Below are 24,799 nucleotides of genomic sequence, written 5' to 3' on the forward strand. Positions count from 1 at the left end.
ATGAGCGAAGACGTTCTTTTGTCAGTAGAAAACCTGCAAACACATTTCTTTACAGAGAATGGTGCTGTTCCGTCTGTGAATGGTGTATCCTTTTCAATTAAACACGGGGAAACAGTTGCAATCGTAGGCGAATCGGGTTGTGGTAAAAGCGTGACTTCCTTATCAATAATGGGACTTGTGTCCTCCCCAGGAAAAATTGTCGGCGGTTCCGTTAGGTTTAATGGTCAAGATTTGATTGGCATTAGCGATAAACAGTATCGTAAATTAAGAGGCAATGACTTATCGATGATTTTTCAAGAGCCACTCACCTCTTTAAATCCTTTATTTACAATCGGAAATCAGTTAGCAGAAGTAATCTTACTACACCAAAACGTATCAAAAGAGCAAGCGAAAGAAAAAGGCATTGATATGCTTAAAAAAGTCGGAATTCCGCGAGCTGAAAAGGTCTACCGTTCCTTCCCACATTCCTTAAGTGGCGGTATGAGACAGCGTGTTATGATTGCTATCGCACTTGCTTGTAGCCCTAAATTACTCATTGCTGACGAACCTACAACAGCTTTAGATGTGACCATCCAAGCACAAATCTTAGGGTTAATGCGTGATTTAGTTCAAGAAAACGATACAGCGATTATGCTCATTACTCACGATCTTGGCGTTGTAGCAGAAATGGCAGATACTGTCATCGTTATGTACGCAGGGCAAGTCGTTGAAGAAGCAGACGTATTTACATTGTTTGAGAAACCAGCACATCCATATACACAGGGACTACTTGCTAGTACACCAAAAATTAACGAGCTAGAAGAAACATTAACGTCGATAGAAGGAACAGTTCCTACCCCTGAATCAATGCCAACTGGATGTCGCTTTTCTCCTCGCTGCCCTCATGCAATGGAACGTTGTATCACAGAAGCACCACCATTGTTTTCCGCAGAAGCAGGTCAGCATGTCCGTTGTTGGCTTTTCAGCAAAGAGGAGGCAGCAATTGTATGAAAGATGTATTACTTGAAGCAAAAGGATTAACAAAGCATTTTGATGTCAGTGAAGGTTTTCTAAAACGAAATAAACGCTTGCTCCGAGCAGTAGATGGGGTCGATCTTACCATTTATTCTGGCGAAACCCTTGGTGTCGTTGGCGAATCTGGTTGCGGAAAGTCGACGCTTGGCAATGTATTAATGCGCTTGCTTGAACCAACGAGCGGGGAAATCTTATTCGAGGGAAGCGATTTTTCGCAATTACGCGGAGAGCCTTTACGAAAAAAACGCGCGGATATCCAAATGATTTTCCAAGACCCATTTTCTTCGCTTAATCCGCGGATGAGCGTAAAAGATGTCATTGCAGAGCCTCTTAAAACGCATAAAAATGAGTCAGAAAAAAGTATACTTGATCAAGTGTATGAGCTGATGGATGTCGTCGGGCTTGATCGCTCGTATGCGAAGCGCTATCCTCATGAATTTAGTGGTGGGCAGCGGCAAAGAATTGGCATTGCGCGAGCCATCGCCCTAAAGCCTAGACTCATTATATGTGATGAACCTGTTTCAGCCTTAGACGTTTCGATTCAAGCACAAATATTAAATTTAATGGCACGACTGCAAAAGGAATTTCAGCTTACTTTTCTATTTATTGCCCATGGCTTACCTGCCGTTAAGCATATTAGTGACCGCATCGCTGTGATGTATTTAGGAAAAGTAGTCGAGCTTACGTCTAAAGAGGATTTATTTGAACGTCCTATGCATCCTTATACACAAGGATTAATTAGCGCTGTACCTGTGCCTGATCCAAAACAACGAAACCAAAGGGAGCGGATTGTTCTTGAAGGCGATATGCCAAGCCCTGTTAATCCCCCATCTGGCTGCCGTTTTCATACACGCTGCGCAAATGCGCAGGAAAAATGTGCGATTGAGGAACCTGCGTTTCTTGAAAGAGAACCAGGTCACTTTGTAGCCTGTCATTATCCACTACATTAATCCGTTAAAGAGGTGATTACAATGAAGATCGCGTCAACAGTAGAGATGTTAAACATGCTAGAAAAGCTCGTTAACATTGATAGCGGATCTTATCATAAAGATGGCGTTGACCGAGTTGGACAACAATTAATCGACGCTTATCAAACAATCGGTTTTCATGCAGACATACATGAACAACACACATACGGCAATCATATTGTTCTTATGCATCACGAAGCAACAGAGCCAGACATCCTAGTTGTTGCGCATATGGATACCGTCTTTTTAGAGGGCACAGCGGCAGAACGACCATTTCACATTGTTGGTGATCGCGCTTATGGACCAGGTGTCATAGACATGAAAGCAAGTCATGTCACAACGTTCTCTGCGTTACAAGCACTTCTAAATGCTAATAAGGAAGCCGCTAAAAACGTTGTTGTATTGCTAACGAGTGATGAAGAAATCGGCGCACCATCAGCGCGGAAGCTGATTGAGGCACAAGGTGCAGGCAAGAAAGCCGTGCTTGTGATGGAACCAGCTAGAAAAGACGGTTCCCTCGTCACGTCACGTCGTGGTGGCGGTAGATATACCTTGAAAGTCACAGGAAAAGCGGCTCATTCAGGTATTGAACCAGAAAAAGGACGGAGCGCGATTGAAGAACTTGCGCATAAGACGATTAAGCTACACCGATTATCTAATCACGAGGAGGGCATCAGTGTGAACGTTGGTATCAGTCATGGTGGTTCCTCTGTCAATACTGTCGCTGATTATGCCGAAGGGAAAGTTGATATTCGCATTACCACTCAAGACCAAGCGGCGCCTTTAGCAAAAGCTATAGAGAACATATGCGCTCAGCCTGATGTTCCTGATACGTCAATAGAACTTGAAGGCGATATTACCCGCCCACCAATGGAGCGAAACGAGCAAACCATTGCTCTATATGAAATCATTAAAGACGTTGCTTCATCATTAAATATTGATTTAACAGAAACAAGTACGGGGGGCGGATCGGATGCTTCTTTCACTTCTGCACTCGGTATCCCAACAATTGATGGAATGGGACCAATTGGCGGAAATCAGCACAATGACGAGGAATATTTAGAGATTGATTCACTCGTAGAACGAACAAAGTTGCTTGCATTAACGATTGAAAGGTTAAGCAGTTAAATTCAAATCATTGTCTAAGACCAGAAATTAACAATAAACGTTTTAAAAAAATGCGGTGACGCCTACTGAAAAAGGAGCCGCATTTTTTGTATTAAGTTAAAAAGAACACTAACGAACCTATTCCAATAATAAACCCTCATCCTCTATAGTAAGAAGAGGGTGTTTTTTGCTATGATCAAACAAGCTTTTTACTCTTTTTACTCTCTTTGCTCCTTACAAGTGGTGCTATTACCAAGCCGATTTAGAATAATTGCATGTTTCTTGATTCTTTCGCTCATACTTTAAACGAGGTGATCGGCTTGGACCAACTACTGTCCATACTTATACGCACGGTTATTATGTTTATCGCCGTTTTAATTTTCTTTCGTTTAACTGGCAAAAAAGAACTTGGGGAAGTAAGTGTTCTTGATGTCATTATTACCTTAATGATTGCTGAATTAGCTGTCGTTTTAATTGATGATCCAGAACTGCCTTTATATAGGGGTTTAGCACCTATTGCCCTTCTCATTCTATTGCAACGTATCTTTACTTATTTACAAGTAAAGAATCAAAAGTTTCGAGATCTCGTTGATGGAGAACCTGTCATCATAATTAAAGATGGCCAATTTTTGCAAAAAAACCTCTCGGATCAGAATTATAATATTGATGATATTATGTTGCAGCTTCGGGATAAAAACATTGCCGATGTACAAGAAGTTGACTGGGCTATGCTTGAAGCCTCTGGCACATTATCTATCTTTAAAAAAGGGGACAACGCACCCTTTACCTTGCCTCTAATTATGGATGGAGTACTGCAAACAGATCATTTAAACATACTAAATCTAACTGAAGAATGGGTTCACGAACAATTAAATAAAAAGGGCATCGTCGCCGTTGAGCACGTTTTTTACTGTAGTTACTTTAATAACACATTTGCCGTTCAAAAAAAGATTATTACACGTAGTTGAAATAAAGGAAAAAGGGTATAGATGTATAGAAGAGGTGAAGTCAAGTGACCATGTATTCGAAAGCCATGCTCATCTACAATCAAGCAGCTGGACAAGGTGAACTAGAAGATTTACTTAAAGACATTGTTCCTAAATTAGCCCCTTCCATAAAAGAATTCACTTTATACCAAACCGAAAAAGCAGGGGACACGGAAGCTCTATGCATGGAAAATGGAAGCAAAGTGGACTTAATCCTCATTATGGGTGGAGACGGTACGGTTCACGAATGCGTAAACGGGCTTATGCAGCAAGCTGGCCGTCCTATCGTTGGCATCTTACCAACAGGAACATGCAACGACTTATCTCGCTCATTAAACTGTTCAAAATTAGAAGATGCGGTGGATGCTATACTTGCTGGACAGACGACTGATATTGATATTATTAGCCAAAACGATCGTTACTTTAGTAATTTCTCTGGGGTTGGTCTGATTACAGAAGCATCAAAAGAAATAGAGGAATCCACTAAGGAATCGTTTGGGAAGTTAGGCTATATTATTAGCGCCATCCGCTCCCTAAAAGAACCGACACCTTTTTCCTATGAAGTAACAACTAATACAGGAATAAAAAAAAGCGGAGAGGCCGTTATGATAGTCGCTATGAACGGTCAATACATCGGAACAGTTGGCTTGTTTAAAGACGTTATCTCTTTAAACGATGGCATTCTTCACATGATTATCGTAAAAGAAGCAGGCGCAACATTGCTAAAGAATATGTATAATCAAGCACGCACGGACGAAGGCTGGCTCGATGACCCAGAGCAATTGGAAATGCTTAATGTAAGCCAATGTTCACTTACTACCTCGCCTGTCCTTGATATTGATAGCGATGGAGAAAAGATAGACAACACACCTGTAACCTATCTTGTTCACGAAAAAGCATTGACCTTTATTCATCATCAATGATAAAAAGAGGAACCAAGTAAGTGTTGGATTCCTCTTTTTTATTTAACAACTTTCATCTGTGCAGGTATCGCCTTGATTCACGACTTGAATCTGAGGTTGATCTTCTTCTTTTACTTTTTCTAATACTTGAAGAAATGCCTCTTTTGGCTGAGCGCCTGAAACAGCATATTTCCGATTAAAAACAAAGAATGGAACGCCTTGAACGCCAATTTGGCTTCCTTCTGCCTGATCTTGCATGACAACGTCCTTATATTGATCGCTGTCTAGTACGGTGTTAACCTCTTCTTTCGATAGACCAGCCTTTGCCCCAATGTTGATTAACTCCTCTCGGTCACCAACATAGCGTCCCTGAACAAAATGCGCGTCTAATAGCGCCTCCATTACTTCTCCCATTTTCCCTTTTTCTTTCGCCAAATGACTTAAGCGATGAGCATCCATTGTATTCACAACTCGGATACTCTCTAGATCATAGTTTAAACCTACTTCTTTCGCCTGAGCAGTAACTTGACTATTCATTTCCTTTGCCTTTTCAACAGGTATATTGTATTTTTTCGCAAGAACCGTAACCATGGACTCTGTTGAGTGGTGTGGTGCATTCGGGTCAAGCTGAAAACTTTTAAACGTCACGTCAACAGGTTGATCAAATTCGTCTAGAGCCTGTTCAAACTTCCTCTTCCCAATATAACAAAACGGACATGCAATATCCGACCAAATCTCTACTTTCATTCTTTATTCACCCCTTCTTTTTTATACGATATACCCATCAGTAAACAAGTGCAACGGATGTGCTCGGCCATCATTTTAAACCATTTTAAAAAAAATTATAAAAAAAAGTGATCCAATGTGACCTCTCCTGCGTTAGCTAGGTAAGTAAAAACAATAAAGCTTTTTAAAAGGAGGTTCTGTCATGTTTACAGATATTCTCGTTCAAGCTTTTGAATCCGTTTCTAGCATTATCGGTACTCTTGGTTAATTTTCTTTTTCCTTATTTTCAAACTGGAGGTGGACCTTATGTTTACAGATATTCTTGTTCAAGCTTTTGAATCCGTTTCTAGCATTATCGGTACTCTTGGCTAATTCTCTTTTTCCTTATTTTCAAACTGGAGGTGGACCTTATGTTTACAGATATTCTTGTTCAAGCTTTTGAATCCGTTTCTAGCATTATCGGTACTCTTGGCTAATTCTCTTTTTCCTTATTTTCAAACTGGAGGTGGACCTTATGTTTACAGATATTCTTGTTCAAGCTTTTGAATCAGTTTCTAGCATTATCGGTACTCTTGGCTAATTCTCTTTTTCCTTATTTTCAAACTGGAGGTGGATCTTATGTTTACAGATATTCTTGTTCAAGCTTTTGAATCAGTTTCTAGCATTATCGGCACTCTTGGTTAATTCTCTTTTTCCTTATTTTGAAACAGGAGGTGGATCAAATGCTCACAGACGTACTTACACAACTTTTTGAATCGGTTTCTAGCATCGTGGGAACTCTTGGGTAATCAATATGAACGGGCAGTGATCCTTATCACTGCTCGCTTTTTTTGTTTTTAACACGCCAAAGCACTATACACGCTACCTCCTCCAATGGCTCGTAACGTCTTTAGCAACCTTCTTTTTGGCAAACCCTCATAAGACTAGTGTAGTATGGAGACAGTGATTGCTTAAAGGAGCAAAATGATATGAAGCATACAGCGCTTATTACCGGTGCAACAAGCGGAATTGGCTTTGAAACAGCCAAGTTTTTACTAGCGAGCAACTATCGGGTAATCATTGCCAGTCGAAATAAAGAAAAAGGGGAAGCCACCGTTAGACTTCTCCGCTCTTATGGAGCTGTCTCTTTTTCTTTTCTCGATTTAGGGAACCTTTCTTCCATTCAAACCTTTTCAGAAAGCGTACCATTTTCAAGATTGGATTTACTTATCAATAATGCAGGGGTTATGATTCCACCATATGAGCTTACAGTAGACGGTTTTGAAAGACAGTTTGGTACGAATCATCTTGGTCACTTCGCATTGACCGGGTATCTTTTGCCACTCTTAACTTCTACTCCTTCATCCCGTATTGTGACGATCACAAGTATCGCTGCCATTAAAGGAACGATTCAGTTTGCTAATTACAATGGAGACTACGGTTACAATCCAATGACCTTTTACCGACAGAGTAAGCTTGCCAACTTTTTATTTGCTCGAGAGCTGGATTTACGTTTAAAACTACATCAAAAATCCACTATTAGTGTTGCTTGCCATCCTGGTCTAGCTTATTCAAACTTGCTCTCCAAAGGCTCAGGCAAGAAAGCCCATTGGTTGATTCGTAGCATTTTACCCTATCTTGTTCAATCAGCTGAACAAGGCGCTGCATCGACATGTTATGCTGCCACAAATGCCACGCTTAACGGCGGAGAATGGATTGGACCTAGTGGCTATAGGGAATGGTACGGGGAACCTAAACCTCAAACAACTGGGGATACTATTTTTAATAAACACCAAGCGGAGTCTTTATGGTCGCTTTCAGAAAAACGCACCGGCATCTATTATTTATCGTAAGGAGTGTTTACTTATGTCTGATCAAATGTATATGAAGCTAGCCCTTGAAAATGCAAAAGCCATGCTAGGTCAAACAGGGGCAAACCCTATTGTCGGCTGCGTACTTGTAAAAGAAAGTCGAGTGGTTGGAATAGGTTCTCATTTAAAAGAAGGAGGGCCACATGCAGAAATTCATGCGCTTCAAATGGCGGGTGAGCATGCAAAAGGTTCAACAGCTTATGTTACCCTCGAACCATGCTCACACACAGGTAAAACAGGTCCTTGCGCAGATGCCTTAGTGAAAGCCGGTGTAAAGAAAGTCGTAGTCGCTTCACTTGATCCCAACCCTAAAGTAGCTGGTAACGGAATAAAACGTCTCAAAGATGCTGGCGTTTTAGTCGAAGTTGGCTTATTAGAAGAAGATGCTACACAATTAAATGAAGTATTTAACTTTGCTATCGTTCAAAAAAGACCCTTCGTGACGTTAAAAGCTGCTGTCTCCCTTGACGGGAAAATTGCTACGAAAACGACTCACAGCAAATGGATTACATCCCCTCCTGCACGGGAAGATGTACATCGACTTCGAAGTGAACATCAAGGTATTATTGTCGGCATTGAGACCGTCTTAAAAGACAACCCCTCATTAACGGCTCGTATTCCTAATGGGAGAAACCCGGTTCGCATTATCGTTGATTCGCAAATGCGTATACCGTTAGACTGTAACGTAGTCAATGATGGGGAAGCCCCTATCTATCTCTTTACCTCTGCTGCACCAGCTCATAGAGCTAAAGAAGCCGCATTAAAAGAGAAAGGTGTACACATCTTTTACACAACGAATCAGGAGAAGGTCGATGTAGATGAGATGCTTGCTACGTTATTCTCAAAAGGCATCACCTCAACGCTTCTAGAAGCTGGTGGCACATTAAATGCTGCTTTTCTAGAGCAGCAACACGTACAGAAATGTATTATTTATATCGCGCCAAAACTTATTGGTGGACGAGATGCACGAAGCTTTTTTGAAGGAATCGGTATCGAAACAATGGATCAGGCGATTCCACTGAAGTGGGCAGAAAGCTCCGTTATAGGACCTGACCTAAAGATTATTGCTTATCCTCAATATGAAAATAAAAAAACCTAAATGCGCTTTAAATGGCTGCATTTAGGTTTTCTCTATTAAGAACTCCATTGTTTTTTCGCTTTTATTTTCTTAAGCAAAGGTGCGCCTAACGAAAACAGAATCATTGTTAATACAAGTACAATCGGGACAACCTGTATCATCAGCAACCTAAAGCTTGTTCGCTCTGTTTCAACAAACCATGTGGCGTGATGCCCATTTTCAATAAACCTAAGCAACGGATACTCGTTTAAATAGTTCGTGAACAATTCGTATTCAAATTCGTTAATGGATAAATCAGTCGGGATTAAGTAGACTGGCATGAACAATTGCTCGTCTACCTTTGTTTCACCAACATAAGATTGAGGCAATATAAACGTTTCATAGGTAAAAAAATGCTCTTGTTCTACACTATAGGCACGAAATGTTAACGTTTCTTCATTGGTTACAAACTCAAAGCTGCCATCATTTTTATAGTTTATTTGCTGGAGTGCTACTTCCATTCCTTCGAGATAAACGGGCTCCTGGTAACTAAACTTTGCTGACTCTTTCCATGGAAAATGAATAATGGGAGGTGCGCCATCTTGTTTTAAGGACGCTATTTCCTCCATGCCTAATTGCTTTAACATGTTTGGCCACTCATCGTCCTCTACAGCTAAAACTTGCGATGCGAAAAACAGATCTTGTTCATCTTCTAGTCCATTTACAAACCAATCTTGAAGCCCCCTTAAATGAAGAGCGGAAACACCGTCACGATCCAATGCACTTGTTAAATCATCAAACTGATCGATGGCTCTTTTATCTAATAAATGAGCGCTTGTATACGGTTGTTTTTCTAAATAATAATCATAAATATCATCACCGATTTCATTCTCTCTGTGAAATTCGTTATAGTCCACTACAGATTGAATGAAAGGCATTGTTAAGGCTAAACAAATAAGCCCAACTAAACTTGAAACAATGAGGGTTGTTGTTCTATTCATTTGTTTACTTACAAAGAAAACAAGAATGAACCATATTGTAAGAAGGATACTGGCGATGATCATATAGGTGTAATCAATAGGTATATGCATTTGATTATTTACATGGTCTTGACGATAGAAGATTGAAACACCTATTACGTGGCTCCATCTCTCGCCAACATACTGAAAGGCTATATAAGCTATAAAATAACTGATGCTGACTAAAAGCATGGCAACGATACTAAACAATACGATACAAGCCAATGTTGTTTTCTTCGGCGACAAGCCATAGTACATGGCCGTTGACAATCCAGCACGAAAATCAAACAATGACAGAAGTTGCACGGCAAGCCATGCTAGGATGATCATGTTCAATAAGAGGAGTAGACTATAAAACACGATGATGGTACTACCCTCCGAAAGCTTCTCAAAAGGTGGATTTTGATAAACCGGTTGGCGTTGTATGGTGATGTCAAAAGTCTCCTTCAAATCAGAAGAAACAGTTGAAACCGAATCCATTTCTACTAATCCAGCAATATAGCCTTCCTCTACCTCTCCAACGGTTAGCGCTGAATAAGATGCTTGATAAGCTTGCAGCTCTTCATATACACCTGTAATCGTAATAGCCTTTCGATCGCCTGTGCTAGACTCAAATGTAAGTTGGTCACCAAGTGAAAAATCGTCATCGATCGCATAAAATTGATAGCTATTAATAACCCATTCATGTTCATTCTGTGGCCACTCTCCAATAAGAAGAGTCGTCCCATTTTCATGAAAATAAGGTTCACTATTCCTTTGGACGATTACCGTTGCTCCCTCATATGTATACGCCTCTGGCTTACTTTTCACATATGGTTGGTAAACAGAATCTAAATCCATGAATCGGTCAATTTCTGACTTACTTAGATCGACTTTAGACTGAATTGAATAAAGGCCTAAGTTCCCTCCATCACTTGATAGCTGGTTAACCTTATTTGCATGAATGGCAACTTGCAAACTAAAAAACAACGACGTAAGTAACACTATAAGCAATAGTACGTAAACTAAAAACAACCGAAATCCTTTCTTTGACTGAAAAGCTGTGCGATTGCCCATTAAAAAATAAATCATCTTCATTCCTACTCTTGCACCCTTCCTCGTTCTAGGCGCGAATGATCCTCTAATACTCCGCCCTTTATAGACAACATGCCGTGAGCCAGCTCTGCTTTTTTTAGTTGAGAAGTTGTAAATAGAAATGTAATTTGCCTTGACCACGTATACTGAATAAGTTTTTTTAGCGTACGAGCATCTTCTGGCTCTTCCATTAGGATTAGATAAGGGCTCATCCAAAGAGCACGAATAAGTCGTACAAGTTCCTTTTCACGAGAGTCAAGGTCTTTCACGAATTTATGACAAAGAGATTCAGCCTCAAAGTAGATAAGTAATTGTTTTAAATGCGCTTTATTTGCATAAGCCTTTTTATTTAGCCACTTATTCACCTGTAAATTCGCTTCAACCGTTGCTTCTGTCATTAATAGTGTTCGACTTGATACAAAGGCAACTTCCTCTCTGCGTATACGAGCTGCTTCTTCTTCATTTACATTTGTGATCGTATGCTGACCGATTATAATTTCACCACGATTAGGTTTTTTCATTCCTAGCAAAAGATCCATCAGCCATTCTCTCTCTTGCCGATTTTCTACAAAGAGTCCAATTGCCTCACCATGGCGAATGGAAAAGCTAATGTTATCTAAAATCCGTCTCTTTCTATAAATAAACCGTTCATTTACTGATAACTGTTTAACCTGGACATACTGCAAACGCATGCTCCTCTCTTACATGATCCTTCATTTGTTCTTATGCTATACTAAATCTAGCTACTGTACAGAAAAGAGGATTAATCATGAATACTGAAAAAATTTTGTACTTTACTCATGCGAAAAAACCCCTCGGTTCGACCCATCGAGAACAAATTCACCAGAACGGGTTATGGCACGAAACATTCCATCTATGGATGATAAATGACAAAATACAAGAACCACTTATTTACTTGCAGCTTAGAAGCCCGACAAAAAAAGATTTTCCGAATTTGTTCGATATAACAGCTGCTGGTCACTTAATATCTACCGAAACCACACTAGACGGTTTACGAGAAGTCGAGGAGGAACTCGGTGTAACACTATCATCAGAAGACATCTACTTTATCGGTCAATTTCTCGATAAGATTCATACAGAATCATTTCTCGATAACGAAATCGCTTCTTCTTACGTTCATTTCACATCCAAATTGATAGAGTCGTTTACACTACAAAAAGAAGAAGTAGCTGGAATGGTAGCTGTCCCTTTTTATCAATTCAAAAAGGTATGCTTTGGCTTGTCCAACTCAATGGTTGCCTCAGGCTATAAAGAAGAGGGGAATGATCGCATTGCTCTAGAGTTAGAAATCACACTAAATGATCTTGTCCCCCATTCCCTCTCTTACTTAAAGCAAACAGTTATTGCATTAGAAGACCAGCTACAGCGTCATGCCTAAAAAGGAGTCGAGAGCTTTATTGCTCTCGATCCTCTCGCAAACAACCCATAATAAGCTGATCATAATAAATGCCTTTCACACACTCCGCTCTTCTTAACCTTCCTTCTATTTTAAAACCACACTTTTGGTACGTCCGTATCGCTGCATCATTTCCACTCCATGTATCTAGCTGAACACGCTGCAAATTTAAATCTTCAAACAGAAATTGGACGAGCGCTTGTAACGCCTCCGTTCCATAACCTTTGCCACGTTCACCCTCAACACCTATAGAAATACCTACCTCAGCACTTCTTGCAATAGGATTAACATCTCGATAATCACAGTTTCCAATATGCGTATTGGTTTCAGCTATATAAATAGCAAAAATGTTTTCCGTTTTCCTTTCTTTTACAACTCGTTTATCATAGAGCGCCTCTACTTCTTCCATTGTCACATGACCGTAGAGGGCAGCATACGACCCCGCAGCTAAACGAGCAGTGTTTTCATCATTTCTCCACTCAACTTGCCTTATGAAGTCTTTCTTCGATGCAGGCCTTAATTCGATTCTTTTTCCTTTGATCAATCACAAAACTCCTTTTACTATAATAGTGTCTTTTTTCTGTTATATACAAATACGTTACATACGTTTTCATAAACATCACCCTTCCGTCTCAGTTATAACGTAAGTATACCAATGTTTTATCCGCCTGCATAGAAACCGAACATCGCATTCTCGTAATCTTGTAACAGTTGTTTTTGATTAATCGTCCACGCGATTTTTTGTTGTCCAATGGGACTATCCGGTCTTAAATCAATAACTGTCATACCAGTTGCTTCTCCCATAGTAATCACTTCAATATTACGAGATACATAAGTAGCTAGAGAGGGATTTACCATAATGAGTAGAGGAACAATGTCGTGAATAGGGGGTCCAGATAGTTGAGGGTGTTTTTCTTGATAGTACTTTATGTATACAGAAAGAATGGCTTGAATGGTGCTCCCAAAAGTAGGGTGACTGGTTAAGCGTTGAATGAGAGGAGGAGTGATTATCGCTTGTGATGTAACATTTAACGGTGCAATAGTCGTTTGCAGAAATCGAAATATAAACCGAGCACTGACAGAATCACCGTACACATTTGCTTCCGCTACAGGTGTACGATTTCCAGGAATGAAGAAAGCCCCACCCATAATAAAGACATTTTTCACCTGAGAAAACTCGTTTTCATATAAATTAAAAGCACTTGCCAATGCCGTCATTCTTCCTAACTCGATTATTGTTAGCTGTCGATTATAAGTCGTTAGAATAGAGCGAATGGTATCGAAACCTAAGCGATTTCCTGGGAAATGATGTTCAGGCACGATCGATCCAAGTCCTGCTACCCCATGGATTTCAGGGTAAGACACTTCTTCAAACGCTGAAAAAGAACGAAAAGCAGCAGGGATCACTGGTATATGAGACATCCCTGCTACTTTTAATATATATTCTGCATTTATGGTTGACTGGTTTTTTGTAACATTTCCATAGCTAGTGACAATACCAACTAATTCAATCTGTGGGTGCATGATGGCTAACATAATAGCCATTGCATCATCTATTCCTGGATCACAGAATAACAACACATAGTGCTTCATGTACCTGCCCCTCTCTCAATGTCCTACACCATTTTATGAGAAGCAGTACCAAAACATACTTGTTCCTTATCCCTTAACAGTCAAAATAGAGATGGTTATGCCATACACAATTCGGGTTAAAAGCCACCTCACAATGCGGACATTGTGAGGCTTTCAAGTATTGATGGATCGTTAACAGCTGCTTACAAACCCCACACAGAATGACGGGTTTATCAAATGCTGCTTTTGGCCACTGGGTTCGTTCATGATCGACCGCTTCATCATGGCATTTGTAGCATGGATAAAAATCACGGCAACATTCGAACTGAATGGCTACGACATCAACCGCCTTCGAATAGTGGACACAGCGCGTCTCTGTATCAACCATTCTTCCCTTTACGATCGTCAAGCTTTAGGCTCGCTTCCTTTAAATACTGGGCTCAAGAGAAGACCGATAACAAAGCCAATGAATGCAGGCAATGCCCATGCAAAACCAATATCATTAAAAGGTAGAGGAACTGCCCTTAAATAGTTCCATGATGGGTTTGCAGCCGTTAAACCTTCGTTTATCGAAGCAATGGCGGTAAACAGAACGGTCATTTGGTAAACAATGCGTCTCCTTTTAAATAATGGCTCAAGGAATGCTAGTAGAATAAGCACGATAGCAATTGGATAAATAAAGACTAATACAGGGATTGAGAATTCAATAATTGTGTTTAATCCAAAGTTTGATATACCTAAGCTAAAAAGTGTAAAAATAATAACAAACGCTTTGTAAGAGAGTCTTGGAAACAACTTATTAAAATAAAACGAACACGAGGAAATCAATCCTGTAGCAGTTGGAATACATGCACCTAATATGATTAAACCAAGTAGTACGTTTCCACCTAAGCCAAAGTATTCAAATGAGACACTTGCAAGGATTCCTGCTCCTGAATCAGCTGATATAGCCGACGCACTGATGGCCCCTAGATAACCAAGACCTGCATAAACAGTACCTAAACAGATAGCAGCAATCAATCCCGCTTTCCATGCCGTTCGCTTCACAATCCGCTGATCCGTCACGCCAAAATCTTTTATTGCTTTTACGACAATAATTCCGAACACGACTGCCGCAATGGTATCCATTGTTAGATAACCTTCCGTAATTCCACGGAAAAATGGATAATCACTGAAAGATGAGTCAACAGGCTCAAGATACGTCCCTAAAGGATTAAATAATACCGTCACAAGTAAGATAGCTATAACGAGTAATAAAAACGGCGTAATAATTTTGCCGATTCGATCTACAAATTTCCCTGGACTTAATGATAAATAAAATACAATGGCAAAGTACGCAATGGAGAAAAGAAACAGCCATAATGGGCTCGATGCATTTAGGCTCTCACTTCTTTCAATAAATGGACGAATACCAATTTCATAGGACACTGTGCCTGTACGAGGTACGGCAAAGAATGGACCAATCGTTAGAAAAGTTAAAGCTGTAAATCCTATCGCAAAATAGGGATGAACTCTACGCCCAAGGCCTTCAGCGTCATCACTTCCTACGTACGTAATTGCCATAACACCGAGTATAGGTAAACCTACCCCTGATATTAAGAAACCAATAATCGCTGGCCATGCATTTGATCCAGCACTCTGACCAAGCTCTGGTGGGAAGATTAAATTACCTGCACCAAAGAAAAGTGAAAAGAGCATCAACCCAATATAAAGTGTTTGTTTGTTTGATATACCACTTAATTGGTTCATCATGTCACCTCTCTGTTTAAATTATCTGACTAATTATGTCATTTGAGAATTGTATCACATATTGTCAAATTATGTCCATATAATTTTCATGTAAAATCTTCCTTCAAAACAAATGGTTAGTATGTGACCAAAACAGGTATAAAGAAAGACAAACTTTTTTAGGAGGAATGACTTTGGGTCAGTTAATAAAAGAAGCCGAGAAATTAGAACACTGGACGGTTGAAGGAGAAACGTTAATCAGACATTTTTCTTTTGATGACTTCTTAGCCGGAATTGATTTTGTCCAAAATGTTTCTGCTTATTCTGAAGGAGCTCAACATCACCCCTATATCATTATTGACCACACGACGATTACCATTAAATGGACAACGGTCGATAAAGGCAAGCTTACACAAAAAGATCTTGATGCGGCAAGAGCTTGCGATCAATTCTACTCCCATTAGTAGCAATGTGCACACACAATCTAGCTATCAGCAAAAAAACTGTCCTCATCCTATAAATAGGAGAGGGCAGCTTTTTTTATAACCCTATTCTTCTTTTGAACTTGATAAAAATGCTAGTACGGCAAAAAGTATGAAGCTAACAACCACGGTCATACCTCCGCCAATATAAAGCCCAAGCTGAAGCGCATGTGGCAGATTAAACGGTTCATTTGTATACAGCCACATACCGACTGTAAGAAGAATAGCACCAATTATGCCTGTCCACGTTTGCAAACTAGCTAGTAGCCTTTGCTTCGGCTTATAGAGCTTATGAAAGACACTCCAAGCAAAAAGGGTTAACCAGCCTAAAACAAGAACATGGGCGTGAATAGCGGATAACGCATAAGACCCGCCTCCTGCCATATGTGCCCCCATCATTACACCCCATAGACCAAATAAAGACGACACAATTAACAATAGCTTCGAATGGTTCATTACATAACCTCTTCTCTACTTGCCATAGAACTGCTCCGATGGTTTTTGAACATCCCATCTGTTTCTGGACGAGAGACAATGAAGCTTAGCTCATTATTCGTCATACTCTGCTAAAGTAAGGACGATTGTTGTTCCTTCGTTTTCAATTGAATCTAGTTGAAATGTACCGTTGTGTTTGGCAATAATTTCTTGAACAATGGATAGCCCTAATCCAGTGCCACCATCTGTACGGCTTCTTCCTCTCTTTACCCTGAAAAAACGTTCTGTTACTTTAGCGACATCCTTTTCAGGAATACCAAATCCGCTATCTTTTACAACTACCTTTGCTCTTCCATCCTCTACGGTTAAGGTAATTGTAATAGCATGACCGCAATCACTATAAGCGATTGCGTTTGTTAATACATTTATAAATACTTGCTTCATTCGATCACGATCTGCTACCACAATACTTGCTTCATCTAAATCTAGTTGAATCGGTATACACTTCTCATCCGCCCGAATGAGAACGGTGTCAACTGCTTCTCGAATTAACTCAGCAAACACAAGCGGATGCCTATCCAGTGTATCGCCATCTCCCTCCAGTTGGGCAAGATCAAGTAAGTCCGTTACTAATCGATTCAGTCGATTGGCTTCTTGAGTGAGCACCGTTAGTCCCTTTTTCTGATCAATGACCCCTTCTTCCATCCCCTCCATATAGCCAATCATATAGCTAAGGGGTGTACGAAGTTCATGGGCAACATTTGCTAAAAACACTCGACGATTTGATTCCACCTGATCCAAAGAGTAAGCTAATTGGTTAATCGAATTCGCTAACAGCACAAACTCATCTTCAGACCGAACGAGCTGAATACGTGCAGAAAAATCACCTGACTCCATCTTTTCCGCAACTTGTTTCATCTTTAAAAGTGGGCCAACAAGCTGTTTTGTAAGGCGACTACCCATAAATAAAATAAAGCCACCTGCTAATGTGACAATGAGAATAAGCCACCATGCCACGTTTGAAAATAACTCGTATAAGTCGGTGAGTGGTTGAGAAATGAACACAGCTCCCTCTAGGCGGCCTTCTTCCCCTATAAATGGAATGGCTACACCGATTAACTCTTGTTGGAACCGAGGGTGCTCTCGCCTCACATAGACCGATTGCCCTTGCAATAACACTTGCCTCTCATCAAATGAAATCAGCTCTTCACCAAAATCATCTTCAAACGGCGCACCTCCTGCAAGCTCCATCGGATCTTCTGTTACGACATAACGAGCATCTGATGTTTCCTCTGACCAATGAAGAAACTCATAAAATCCTTCAGTCAATCCTTCATCCTTATAGAGAGCTGCTAGCGCCTGTCCCTCACGTTCGAATTGGCTTATTTGCTGATCCACATATAGCCGTTCATATAGAAAAAAGATCAACAGACTTGATAGTACCATAACCGCAAGAACTGTTAACCCTATACCCATCCAGACCTTCTTCTTGATCGAAATGGACTTCATTCAACCTCTCCAAACTTATAGCCTATGCCCCAAACGGTTTGCACTTTTTTTCCGTTCTCTCCTAACTTAAGGCGTAACGTCTTAATATGGGTATCTACGGTTCGCAAAGAGCTTGTACTAAGATCACTCCAAATTTGTGTAAACAGTTGTTCTCGCGTGAACGAGCGATTTTTATGTTCAGCCAAATACACGAGTAGATCAAACTCTCTTCTTGTTAACGGTACTTCCTGGGTGCCTACAAATACCATTCTTGCACCACGATCAATCTGTAGATCATGAAAGACTAGACGATTTGGCTGATCATTCATTTGATTGGAGCGTCGCAGTGTTGCTTCTACTCTAGCCATTAGTTCCCTTGGACTGAAGGGCTTTTCCATATAATCATCTGCACCGAGCTTTAATGCTCGCACCTTGTCTTCTTCGTGACTTCGAGCCGTGAGCATGATAACAGGTACTGCATATTGTTGTCGTATAGCCTTGCAGACTTCAAAACCGTCTATTCCTTCCATCATAATATCAAGGATAACGAGTTCAACGTGATGTTGTTTAAGAAGGCGTAGAGCGTCTGTTCCGTTCCCTGCTTCTAACGATTGGTATCCTTCTTTTTTGACATACGTCGATACAAGCTTTACTAAGTCTGGCTCATCATCCACAATAAGAATGATTGGTTCTCTACTCATTTTATCTCCCCTGACACAATGACATATGGACCTGCACCGACTTCAACCTCTGATCGCTTTTCCAACGTCTCACTTGATAGAAAAGACAATGAATGGCTATCAAAATTACTAACAATGATAACCTCATTATCTACATGAATATAACTAGGGTTATGACCAACGTCTGAAGTGGCTACTACTTCATCCGAGGAGGCGTCAATCTTATAAAGGTGATCATTACCGTGCGCTATGGCATAAATCGTTCCATTACGGCCATCTCCATCAATGGCGATGGGCATTAAACCAATATCAATCGTACCTATCTTTTCACCTGTTTGTACATGGTAACGATCAATTTGATGATTTAATTTACCTGTTGGTCCATGGCCACCAATCCATAGATTCTTGTCTTCTACATACAGACCTGACGCACGATCCAATACAGAAAATGACTCTCTCATATCTAATGATTCCCTATCCACCGTGACGATTAGATTATCATCTGCACACAGAGCAAACAATGTGTTTCCTTCAATCATTAATTCTGTAGCTGAGCATGCTAGATCCCTATCCTCTATTGCTTCACCTTCCAACGTCCGCCATTCTACTTTGTTTATTGTGGCGTAAGCTATGACTAAAGAGTTCGTCTCAGCATCATACAACACATCACTGACTGCCTCATCGAACTCTACTATAGGTGAAACCTTTCCAGTTTCTAATGAAAAATTTGAAAGCATGCGAGACTCGTTTGACAAAAAGACAAATTCTGTATCATTTATCCCGATCAACTGCTCCCAAACGGTTGGTAGTGCTGCCATTTTTTCTACTTCTAAATTTTCCTTGTTAACAAAAGCAAGCGTAGGTTCTTTCACATGCGAAACCATGTAATAGGAACCGCTTTTTTGAGGAATATCTACTTGTTCACTCTGGCAAGCAGAAAGAAAAGTCATCATGATGGCAGCAATTGTCATAAAACGTAGCAACCCTTTTCTCCCTCCTTTTTTCCGCATCAGTATAGCATATAAATGTGAAATCTATACGAACTATAGGAAAACCTCTACCCGAGCTTGTTCTTCACTCCCTCTACTTTCGCCGGCCTACCTAGAAGATACTGAACGACTCCCATGCTCATAATAACGACGAGTAATACATATAAAGCCGGTTTAAACGTTCCAAATACGTCAAAGAGGGTTCCAACCGCCAACGGTCCTAAGGCAGCAAAAATATAGCCACCACCTTGATTTAGCGCCGATAATGCACTTGCTTTATCAGCTGTGTCCGTTTCAATAATGGGAATCATCAGAGCTAGCGGAAACAGCCCCCCTGCACCAAATCCGATAAGACCTAACGCAAGTAAAGGGTGAACACCAACAAGCAAGCAGATGACACCGACTAATTCAATCGCACTACACCCGATAAGAGCAGGGGTAATATACCCATACTTTGAAACAATGCTCGGTAGCACCAGAGAAACAGGAATTTGAATAAATTGAAAAACCGTCACCCCTGCTGCCGCCATTGCCGTAGAATAGCCAAAACTGATGACAATCGGTGCCGCCCACGCTGTTACAGTATAGAAGACCGTTGCCATAAACCCAAAGAATAGGGTAATCAAGAGTGCGCGTTTATCTCTAAATGGTAATGCTGCGTTGGTTGTCTTCAGGGCAGTTGGTCGCTTTTGTATTAAGCCAATCCACGCTAGTAGTGCTATTACGCCTAAAGTACCCCAAACGGCTAGCGCCAGCTGCCAGTTCCCTGAAAAGCCATCGTACACTGGAACAGCAAAGCCAGTGGCAATTCCTGCACCGATAACAAGGGATACAGAATAGACGCTTACAAATCCCGGTTTTTTAGGAAAGTGTTGCTTTATAAATCCTGAAAGAAGTGGGCCAGCTAAACCAATACCGATCCCAGCTAAGAAAGCTGTTACGACAAGCAGCACGACAGAGCCAACAACACCACGCATTAAGGTTGCCACCGTAATAAAAATTAAGGAAACAAAAATAGCTCTTTCTAACCCGATTTTCTTACTAATAACAGCTGCAAAAGGCGAAAAAATCCCCATACATAAAACAGGCAATGTTGTTAATAAGCTTGCTGTTGCTCCGCTCATTCCGAGTGAAGCTTGAATGGATTCTAATAAAGGTGAAATCGATGTAATGGCTGGTCGCAAATTTAATGCAGCCAAAGTTAAAGCGAGCAAATAATAAAACGTACGCATAGTCTCTCCTGCCTCATTTTCTTTTTCTCTCTTTGCAAAGAATACGTAAAAATCTTTTGACTCGTCAAGTTTATAGCGCTTTTTTCTATCGGTTCAGGAACTTTTTTGCTTCTACCATTTTACAGAAAAAATGCTTATACAAATACAATAAAAGTTTTCCTTCTAAAAATATGGTCGGTTACGATCATGTTTTATTGTTTCTTAAGAGGGTACAAAACTGTAGGATCTTTTTCCAAAAACTGACTAGCTTAATGTGAAGGAGCGATTCTCATGCGTAACCAAACGCAACATTTCATTAACGGTGAATGGATTGATTCAACTGATTCTAACACCATTGACGTTATCAACCCTGCAACAGAAGAAGTAATCGGTCACGTTTCTGCAGGTACTAAAGAAGATGTCGATAAAGCCGTTTCTGCGGCAAAACAAGCATTTCCATCGTTTTCAACCTCTACAAAAGACGAACGAATTCAATGGCTAAAAGCAATTGCTGAAGGTTACAAAAAGCGAAGCAAAGAGCTTATTCATGTTATGACTGAAGAGCTCGGTGCACCACTTTCGGTTTCTGAAGACGTTCATTTTAAAATGGGCCTAGCTCATTTTAACCAAGCGGCAGAAGCGTTAGAAACCTTTTCGTTTTCAGAAGAAAAGGACGGTCATACACTTGTAAAAGAAAGCATTGGTATAAGCGGGTTAATCACACCGTGGAACTTCCCAACAAATCAAACAGCTACAAAAATTGCAGGTGCCATTGCAGCAGGTAGTCCTGTCGTATTGAAACCAGCTGAGAAAACACCCTATGCCGCAATGATGCTTGCTGATATTATTCATGAAGCAGGTGTTCCAAAAGGCGCCTTTAACCTCGTTAACGGCACTGGTGATGTAGTAGGAGATGCGATTAGCTCGCACCCGGATATAGATTTTGTATCTTTCACTGGCTCTGGGGCTGTAGGTGAGAAGATCATGCAAAACGCCTCTAAAACCATTAAGAAGGTTGCCCTTGAATTAGGTGGCAAGTCGCCACTTGTTATTTTAGAAGATGCAGATATGATTGATGCTGCTAAGACAGCCGCTTCACATATGTTCTTTAATACTGGACAAGTGTGTACGGCTGCCACACGTATTCTCGTCCCAAAAGCAAAACAAGACGCATTTGAAAACGCGATGAAAGATACAGTTGCTTCCTTCTCAATGGGGAACCCAAAAGAAGAAGGTCATACAGCTGGACCACTTGTTTCAAAAGGTCAGTGGGATACGGTTCAATCTTACATTCAAAAAGGAATCGACGAAGGTGCAACCGTATTAGTAGGAGGTACTGGAAAGCCTGATGGATTAGATACCGGTTATTTTGCAAAGCCCACTGTCTTCTCAGACGTTTCAAATAACATGGTTATTGCACAAGAAGAAATCTTCGGGCCAGTCTTATCCATTATTTATTACAACGATGTTGACCACGCCATTGATATTGCCAATGATACTGTCTACGGCTTAGCAGGCTATGTCTTTGGACAAGATCCAGATAAGTTACGCTATGTGGCCTCTCGGATCCGTGCAGGTCAAATTACGATAAACAATGCACAGACAGACTTTAACGCTCCATTTGGCGGTTACAAACAATCCGGTATTGGACGTGAGTGGGGCGAATTTGGTATTGAAGAGTATCTTGAAGTGAAAGCTGTACTCGGTATGCCGTCCTAAACAAAAAAAAGCAGGCGCACTTCTATGCGCCTGCTTTTCATTAAATCCATAATTCTTTTCTTGATGTTGTAACAGCTCTTGCCCCAGCTTGAAGCGCGGTTTCGATGTCGTCTGCAGTTGTAATTAACCCTCCTGCAATAACGTCTATCCCCGTTTCTTGTCGAACTTTTTTGATATAGTCTGGCAAGACACCAGGTAACACCTCAAGAACGTCAGGCTTTACTTCTTCCACTTGCTGATAACTTGTTTTCAACGCCATCGTATCAAGTAAAAAAATACGTTGGATCGCCAAAATGTTATTTTTTTTTGCGGTCTTTAGCATATTTGCTCTAGTTGAAATGACACCTGTAGGACGAATGGTCTGACAAATAAACTCTGCAGCATACCGATCACTCTTTAAACCTTGCACGAGGTCAGCATGTAGAAGCATCTTTTTCCCTGCTTCTTTCGAAAGCTTTTTCATTTTTGCCAACAGCGACAGATGTACATCAAGGACAACAAAGTAAGTCCTTTCTTCTTTCATCACGCGCTCAAAATCTTTCATATTGTTTACTGCAGGTAATAATTGTTGACCATCAAACATTACTGTAAGCCCCTCAACGTAACTAGATTTACTTGTTCATTTAGTTCTTTACTATAGCGAAGTTTCTCTTCTTCTGACCATTGTAGCAAATCGCTCATCGCATTTAAAATACGATCTTTATACGCATCTACTTGATCGATGTCAAATAGCAGATACGAAACCCGTCTCATCAAGAAATCAACGGCTGTTACGGTCATTTCTTGCTCTATTCCATAACGAAGCATCGCATAAAGAGCCTTAGGCAAGTCGTAGTGATTGTCTTCTTGTAGATAGGAAAACACTGCTGGTGCATTAGAACCGTAGCGTTCTGCAATTTCTTGGGCTTCGTCTTGGGTTAAGCCTTTTTCTACTCCGTCTCGAATCGTCTTTTGTTTGAAGGCTTCATATTTCGCTGAACCACCAACATGCCCGCCTGATAAAGCCATTTCCTTAGTCTGACAGCTTGGATAGCTCTTTCCAGTTTCTTTAGAAAGTTCTTCAGCAGCGATAGAGACAATCGTATCAGCCATTTTTCGATAGCCTGTAAGCTTCCCTCCTGCAATGGTCATCAGACCGCTTTTCGAATGGAAAATCTCATCTTTTCTCGAGATCTCGGATGGATCTTTACCATCTTCATGGATAAGCGGACGAATTCCAGACCAGCTTGATTCAACGTCTGTCTTCGTTAAATGATAGCCTGGGAACAATTGGTTCGTAGCATCAAGAATATAATTAACATCATCTATTGTCACACCTGGCTCTTTTTGATCGCCTTTGAAGTTCGTATCTGTTGTTCCTACATACACTTTCTTCCCTCTAGGAATGGCGAACATCATTCTTCCATCACCAAAAGGTGTATCAAAATATACAGCACGATTTAAAGGCAAGCGCTCTTTTGAGAGAACTAAGTGAACACCTTTTGTATGATGAATGGATTTCCCTTCTCTCGAACGATCTTGTTCTCGTAAAGTATCTACCCAAGGTCCTGTTGCGTTAATGATTTTTCTTGCATATATTTTTACGCTTTCACCTGTCAAACGATCTGTTGCTTGAACACCAACTAGCTTTCCATTTTCGTAAAGAAACGAATCGGCTTTCACATAGTTAATGAGTTTTGCACCGCGCTCTGCAGCACTTTTGGCTACTTCCATTGTTAAACGAGCATCATCTGTACGGTATTCAACGTACATTCCAGCACCTTTGAGCCCTTCACTTGCTAAAATACTTTCTTTCTTTAATGCTTCTTTCGCGTTCATCATCGTCCGACGTTCGTCTTTCTTCACTCCGGCTAAGCGATCATATACAGATAATCCTAGCGACGTTGTAAAAGCGTTAAACGTTCCTCCCTTATAGAAAGGAAGCATCATTCGAACAGGCTCTGTTACATGGGGCGCATTTTCATAAACAATTGCCCGCTCTTTCCCAACTTCTGCAACTAGCTTAATTTCGAATTGTTTTAAATAGCGTAAGCCACCATGTATTAATTTCGTAGAACGACTCGATGTTCCTGCAGCAAAATCCTGCATCTCGATTAATCCTGTACTTAACCCTCTTGTTTGTGCATCTAGTGCAATTCCTGTACCTGTAATTCCCCCACCGATGACCAGTAAATCTAGCTGTTGCCCTTGCATGCTTTGAAGTGTGTTTGTTCTAGTAACTGTTGAAAATGGCATGGTTTTCCCTCCTAAGAAAATAAAAAAGAGGGGACCACAACATTCTTAAGTAGGCAGTTCGCCTACTTAAGTGCTGTAATCCCCTCATCGTCTCAAAGATTTTATCATTAACTTGTTACTCTTAGTGTACGCCTTTTTTT

At 40.6% G+C, this 24,799-nt stretch carries 24 protein-coding genes; 10 read left to right on the forward strand and 14 right to left on the reverse strand.

Annotated features, from left to right (window positions below; genetic code table 11):
* The 5 genes from E2L03_RS18730 (at position 1) to E2L03_RS18750 (ending at position 4,998) form a co-directional block, all read left to right on the forward strand.
* A complete protein-coding gene (locus E2L03_RS18730) occupies positions 1-990 on the forward strand; it encodes an ABC transporter ATP-binding protein (RefSeq protein ID WP_055736165.1) in 990 nt (329 codons plus the stop codon).
* Complete coding sequence (locus tag E2L03_RS18735) at positions 987-1,964, forward strand: ABC transporter ATP-binding protein (RefSeq protein WP_134260069.1); 978 nt, start codon at positions 987-989, stop codon at positions 1,962-1,964. The genes E2L03_RS18730 and E2L03_RS18735 overlap by 4 nt, the downstream gene beginning before the upstream one ends.
* Positions 1,965-1,985: 21 nt before the next feature.
* Positions 1,986-3,110 carry a M20 family metallopeptidase gene (locus tag E2L03_RS18740; RefSeq protein ID WP_134260071.1) on the forward strand — a complete coding sequence of 375 codons (1,125 nt, stop codon included), beginning with the start codon at positions 1,986-1,988 and terminating at the stop codon, positions 3,108-3,110.
* 299 nt (positions 3,111-3,409) lie between these two features.
* Positions 3,410-4,057, forward strand: a complete 648-nt coding sequence (locus tag E2L03_RS18745) for a DUF421 domain-containing protein (RefSeq protein ID WP_038484429.1) — start codon at positions 3,410-3,412, stop codon at positions 4,055-4,057.
* Between the two features lie 50 nt (positions 4,058-4,107).
* A complete protein-coding gene (locus E2L03_RS18750) occupies positions 4,108-4,998 on the forward strand; it encodes a diacylglycerol/lipid kinase family protein (protein WP_241742142.1) in 891 nt (296 codons plus the stop codon).
* A 42-nt stretch (positions 4,999-5,040) separates the two neighbouring features.
* Here E2L03_RS18750 and E2L03_RS18755 read toward each other — a convergent pair whose 3' ends face one another.
* Complete coding sequence (locus E2L03_RS18755; RefSeq protein WP_124742877.1) at positions 5,041-5,724, reverse strand: DsbA family oxidoreductase; 684 nt, start codon at positions 5,722-5,724, stop codon at positions 5,041-5,043.
* 947 nt (positions 5,725-6,671) lie between these two features.
* Here E2L03_RS18755 and E2L03_RS18760 point away from each other — a divergent pair.
* Together E2L03_RS18760 and ribD are read left to right on the forward strand one after the other, a co-directional pair.
* Positions 6,672-7,535 (forward strand): oxidoreductase, encoded by an 864-nt coding sequence (locus tag E2L03_RS18760; RefSeq protein ID WP_124742878.1) that lies wholly within the window; start codon positions 6,672-6,674, stop codon positions 7,533-7,535.
* 13 nt (positions 7,536-7,548) lie between these two features.
* Positions 7,549-8,652: a bifunctional diaminohydroxyphosphoribosylaminopyrimidine deaminase/5-amino-6-(5-phosphoribosylamino)uracil reductase RibD gene (gene ribD / locus E2L03_RS18765; protein WP_221620917.1), complete on the forward strand. Its 1,104-nt coding sequence runs from the start codon at positions 7,549-7,551 to the stop codon at positions 8,650-8,652.
* A 35-nt stretch (positions 8,653-8,687) separates the two neighbouring features.
* Here ribD and E2L03_RS18770 read toward each other — a convergent pair whose 3' ends face one another.
* Both E2L03_RS18770 and E2L03_RS18775 read right to left on the reverse strand, forming a co-directional pair.
* Positions 8,688-10,706: a hypothetical protein gene (locus E2L03_RS18770; protein WP_166740376.1), complete on the reverse strand. Its 2,019-nt coding sequence runs from the start codon at positions 10,704-10,706 to the stop codon at positions 8,688-8,690.
* Between the two features lie 2 nt (positions 10,707-10,708).
* On the reverse strand, positions 10,709-11,389 hold the full coding sequence (locus E2L03_RS18775) for an ATP-binding cassette domain-containing protein (RefSeq protein ID WP_166740377.1): 681 nt from the start codon (positions 11,387-11,389) through the stop codon (positions 10,709-10,711).
* Positions 11,390-11,472: 83 nt separating this feature from the next.
* Here E2L03_RS18775 and E2L03_RS18780 point away from each other — a divergent pair, with 83 nt between their 5' ends.
* A complete protein-coding gene (locus tag E2L03_RS18780) occupies positions 11,473-12,102 on the forward strand; it encodes an NUDIX hydrolase (RefSeq protein ID WP_134260079.1) in 630 nt (209 codons plus the stop codon).
* Between the two features lie 16 nt (positions 12,103-12,118).
* On the opposite strand, the gene E2L03_RS18785 is transcribed toward E2L03_RS18780, so the two are convergent.
* The 4 genes from E2L03_RS18785 to brnQ form a co-directional block, all read right to left on the reverse strand.
* Entirely contained in the window at positions 12,119-12,664 is a 546-nt protein-coding gene (locus tag E2L03_RS18785; RefSeq protein WP_124742882.1) for a GNAT family N-acetyltransferase, read from the reverse strand.
* A gap of 116 nt (positions 12,665-12,780) precedes the next feature.
* On the reverse strand, positions 12,781-13,713 hold the full coding sequence (locus tag E2L03_RS18790) for a nucleoside hydrolase (protein ID WP_134260081.1): 933 nt from the start codon (positions 13,711-13,713) through the stop codon (positions 12,781-12,783).
* Between the two features lie 73 nt (positions 13,714-13,786).
* Entirely contained in the window at positions 13,787-14,101 is a 315-nt protein-coding gene (locus E2L03_RS18795; RefSeq protein WP_241742070.1) for a CHY zinc finger protein, read from the reverse strand.
* Complete coding sequence (gene brnQ / locus E2L03_RS18800) at positions 14,098-15,441, reverse strand: branched-chain amino acid transport system II carrier protein (RefSeq protein WP_437183250.1); 1,344 nt, start codon at positions 15,439-15,441, stop codon at positions 14,098-14,100. The genes E2L03_RS18795 and brnQ overlap by 4 nt, the downstream gene beginning before the upstream one ends.
* A 173-nt stretch (positions 15,442-15,614) precedes the next feature.
* Here brnQ and E2L03_RS18805 point away from each other — a divergent pair, with 173 nt between their 5' ends.
* The gene (locus E2L03_RS18805) at positions 15,615-15,884 is read left to right on the forward strand and encodes a 4a-hydroxytetrahydrobiopterin dehydratase (protein WP_241742073.1); all 270 of its coding nucleotides are present in this window, start codon (positions 15,615-15,617) and stop codon (positions 15,882-15,884) included.
* A gap of 84 nt (positions 15,885-15,968) precedes the next feature.
* On the opposite strand, the gene E2L03_RS18810 is transcribed toward E2L03_RS18805, so the two are convergent.
* The 5 genes from E2L03_RS18810 to E2L03_RS18830 all read right to left on the reverse strand — a co-directional run bounded on the left by E2L03_RS18810 (position 15,969) and on the right by E2L03_RS18830 (position 20,726).
* The gene (locus tag E2L03_RS18810; protein WP_038484454.1) at positions 15,969-16,358 is read right to left on the reverse strand and encodes a hypothetical protein; all 390 of its coding nucleotides are present in this window, start codon (positions 16,356-16,358) and stop codon (positions 15,969-15,971) included.
* Positions 16,359-16,451: 93 nt separating this feature from the next.
* Positions 16,452-17,846 carry a sensor histidine kinase gene (locus E2L03_RS18815; protein WP_095151025.1) on the reverse strand — a complete coding sequence of 465 codons (1,395 nt, stop codon included), beginning with the start codon at positions 17,844-17,846 and terminating at the stop codon, positions 16,452-16,454.
* Entirely contained in the window at positions 17,843-18,526 is a 684-nt protein-coding gene (locus tag E2L03_RS18820; RefSeq protein ID WP_038484460.1) for a response regulator transcription factor, read from the reverse strand. Before E2L03_RS18820 ends, E2L03_RS18815 begins: the two co-directional genes overlap by 4 nt.
* A complete protein-coding gene (locus E2L03_RS18825) occupies positions 18,523-19,488 on the reverse strand; it encodes a YncE family protein (RefSeq protein ID WP_134260085.1) in 966 nt (321 codons plus the stop codon). The genes E2L03_RS18820 and E2L03_RS18825 overlap by 4 nt, the downstream gene beginning before the upstream one ends.
* 74 nt (positions 19,489-19,562) lie before the next feature.
* The gene (locus E2L03_RS18830) at positions 19,563-20,726 is read right to left on the reverse strand and encodes an MFS transporter (RefSeq protein ID WP_134260087.1); all 1,164 of its coding nucleotides are present in this window, start codon (positions 20,724-20,726) and stop codon (positions 19,563-19,565) included.
* A 270-nt stretch (positions 20,727-20,996) separates the two neighbouring features.
* On the opposite strand from E2L03_RS18830, the gene E2L03_RS18835 reads away from it, so the two are divergent.
* Entirely contained in the window at positions 20,997-22,424 is a 1,428-nt protein-coding gene (locus E2L03_RS18835; protein ID WP_038484469.1) for an aldehyde dehydrogenase family protein, read from the forward strand.
* Positions 22,425-22,464: 40 nt separating this feature from the next.
* On the opposite strand, the gene E2L03_RS18840 is transcribed toward E2L03_RS18835, so the two are convergent.
* Positions 22,465-23,007, reverse strand: a complete 543-nt coding sequence (locus E2L03_RS18840; protein WP_055736148.1) for a glycerol-3-phosphate responsive antiterminator — start codon at positions 23,005-23,007, stop codon at positions 22,465-22,467.
* A complete protein-coding gene (locus E2L03_RS18845; RefSeq protein ID WP_038484475.1) occupies positions 23,007-24,659 on the reverse strand; it encodes a glycerol-3-phosphate dehydrogenase/oxidase in 1,653 nt (550 codons plus the stop codon). The genes E2L03_RS18840 and E2L03_RS18845 overlap by 1 nt, the downstream gene beginning before the upstream one ends.
* Between the last annotated feature and the right edge of the window lie 140 nt (positions 24,660-24,799).

Origin of the sequence: Shouchella oshimensis (genome assembly GCF_004375095.1) — a bacterium.
GTDB classification, from domain to species: Bacteria; Bacillota; Bacilli; order Bacillales; family Bacillaceae_D; genus Shouchella; species Shouchella oshimensis.

Bases quoted from the DNA above. Each gene is read 5' to 3' on its own strand.
- E2L03_RS18730 (WP_055736165.1), top strand. From the start codon at position 1: ATGAGCGAAGACGTTCTTTTGTCAGTAGAAAACCTGCAAACACATTTC.
- E2L03_RS18735 (WP_134260069.1), top strand. From the start codon at position 987: ATGAAAGATGTATTACTTGAAGCAAAAGGATTAACAAAGCATTTTGAT.
- E2L03_RS18740 (WP_134260071.1), top strand. From the start codon at position 1,986: ATGAAGATCGCGTCAACAGTAGAGATGTTAAACATGCTAGAAAAGCTC.
- E2L03_RS18750 (WP_241742142.1), top strand. From the start codon at position 4,108: ATGTATTCGAAAGCCATGCTCATCTACAATCAAGCAGCTGGACAAGGT.
- E2L03_RS18755 (WP_124742877.1), bottom strand. From the start codon at position 5,724: ATGAAAGTAGAGATTTGGTCGGATATTGCATGTCCGTTTTGTTATATT.
- E2L03_RS18760 (WP_124742878.1), top strand. From the start codon at position 6,672: ATGAAGCATACAGCGCTTATTACCGGTGCAACAAGCGGAATTGGCTTT.
- ribD (WP_221620917.1), top strand. From the start codon at position 7,549: ATGTCTGATCAAATGTATATGAAGCTAGCCCTTGAAAATGCAAAAGCC.
- E2L03_RS18770 (WP_166740376.1), bottom strand. From the start codon at position 10,706: ATGAAGATGATTTATTTTTTAATGGGCAATCGCACAGCTTTTCAGTCA.
- E2L03_RS18780 (WP_134260079.1), top strand. From the start codon at position 11,473: ATGAATACTGAAAAAATTTTGTACTTTACTCATGCGAAAAAACCCCTC.
- E2L03_RS18790 (WP_134260081.1), bottom strand. From the start codon at position 13,713: ATGAAGCACTATGTGTTGTTATTCTGTGATCCAGGAATAGATGATGCA.
- brnQ (WP_437183250.1), bottom strand. From the start codon at position 15,441: ATGAACCAATTAAGTGGTATATCAAACAAACAAACACTTTATATTGGG.
- E2L03_RS18810 (WP_038484454.1), bottom strand. From the start codon at position 16,358: ATGAACCATTCGAAGCTATTGTTAATTGTGTCGTCTTTATTTGGTCTA.
- E2L03_RS18815 (WP_095151025.1), bottom strand. From the start codon at position 17,846: ATGAAGTCCATTTCGATCAAGAAGAAGGTCTGGATGGGTATAGGGTTA.
- E2L03_RS18820 (WP_038484460.1), bottom strand. From the start codon at position 18,526: ATGAGTAGAGAACCAATCATTCTTATTGTGGATGATGAGCCAGACTTA.
- E2L03_RS18830 (WP_134260087.1), bottom strand. From the start codon at position 20,726: ATGCGTACGTTTTATTATTTGCTCGCTTTAACTTTGGCTGCATTAAAT.
- E2L03_RS18835 (WP_038484469.1), top strand. From the start codon at position 20,997: ATGCGTAACCAAACGCAACATTTCATTAACGGTGAATGGATTGATTCA.
- E2L03_RS18840 (WP_055736148.1), bottom strand. From the start codon at position 23,007: ATGTTTGATGGTCAACAATTATTACCTGCAGTAAACAATATGAAAGAT.
- E2L03_RS18845 (WP_038484475.1), bottom strand. From the start codon at position 24,659: ATGCCATTTTCAACAGTTACTAGAACAAACACACTTCAAAGCATGCAA.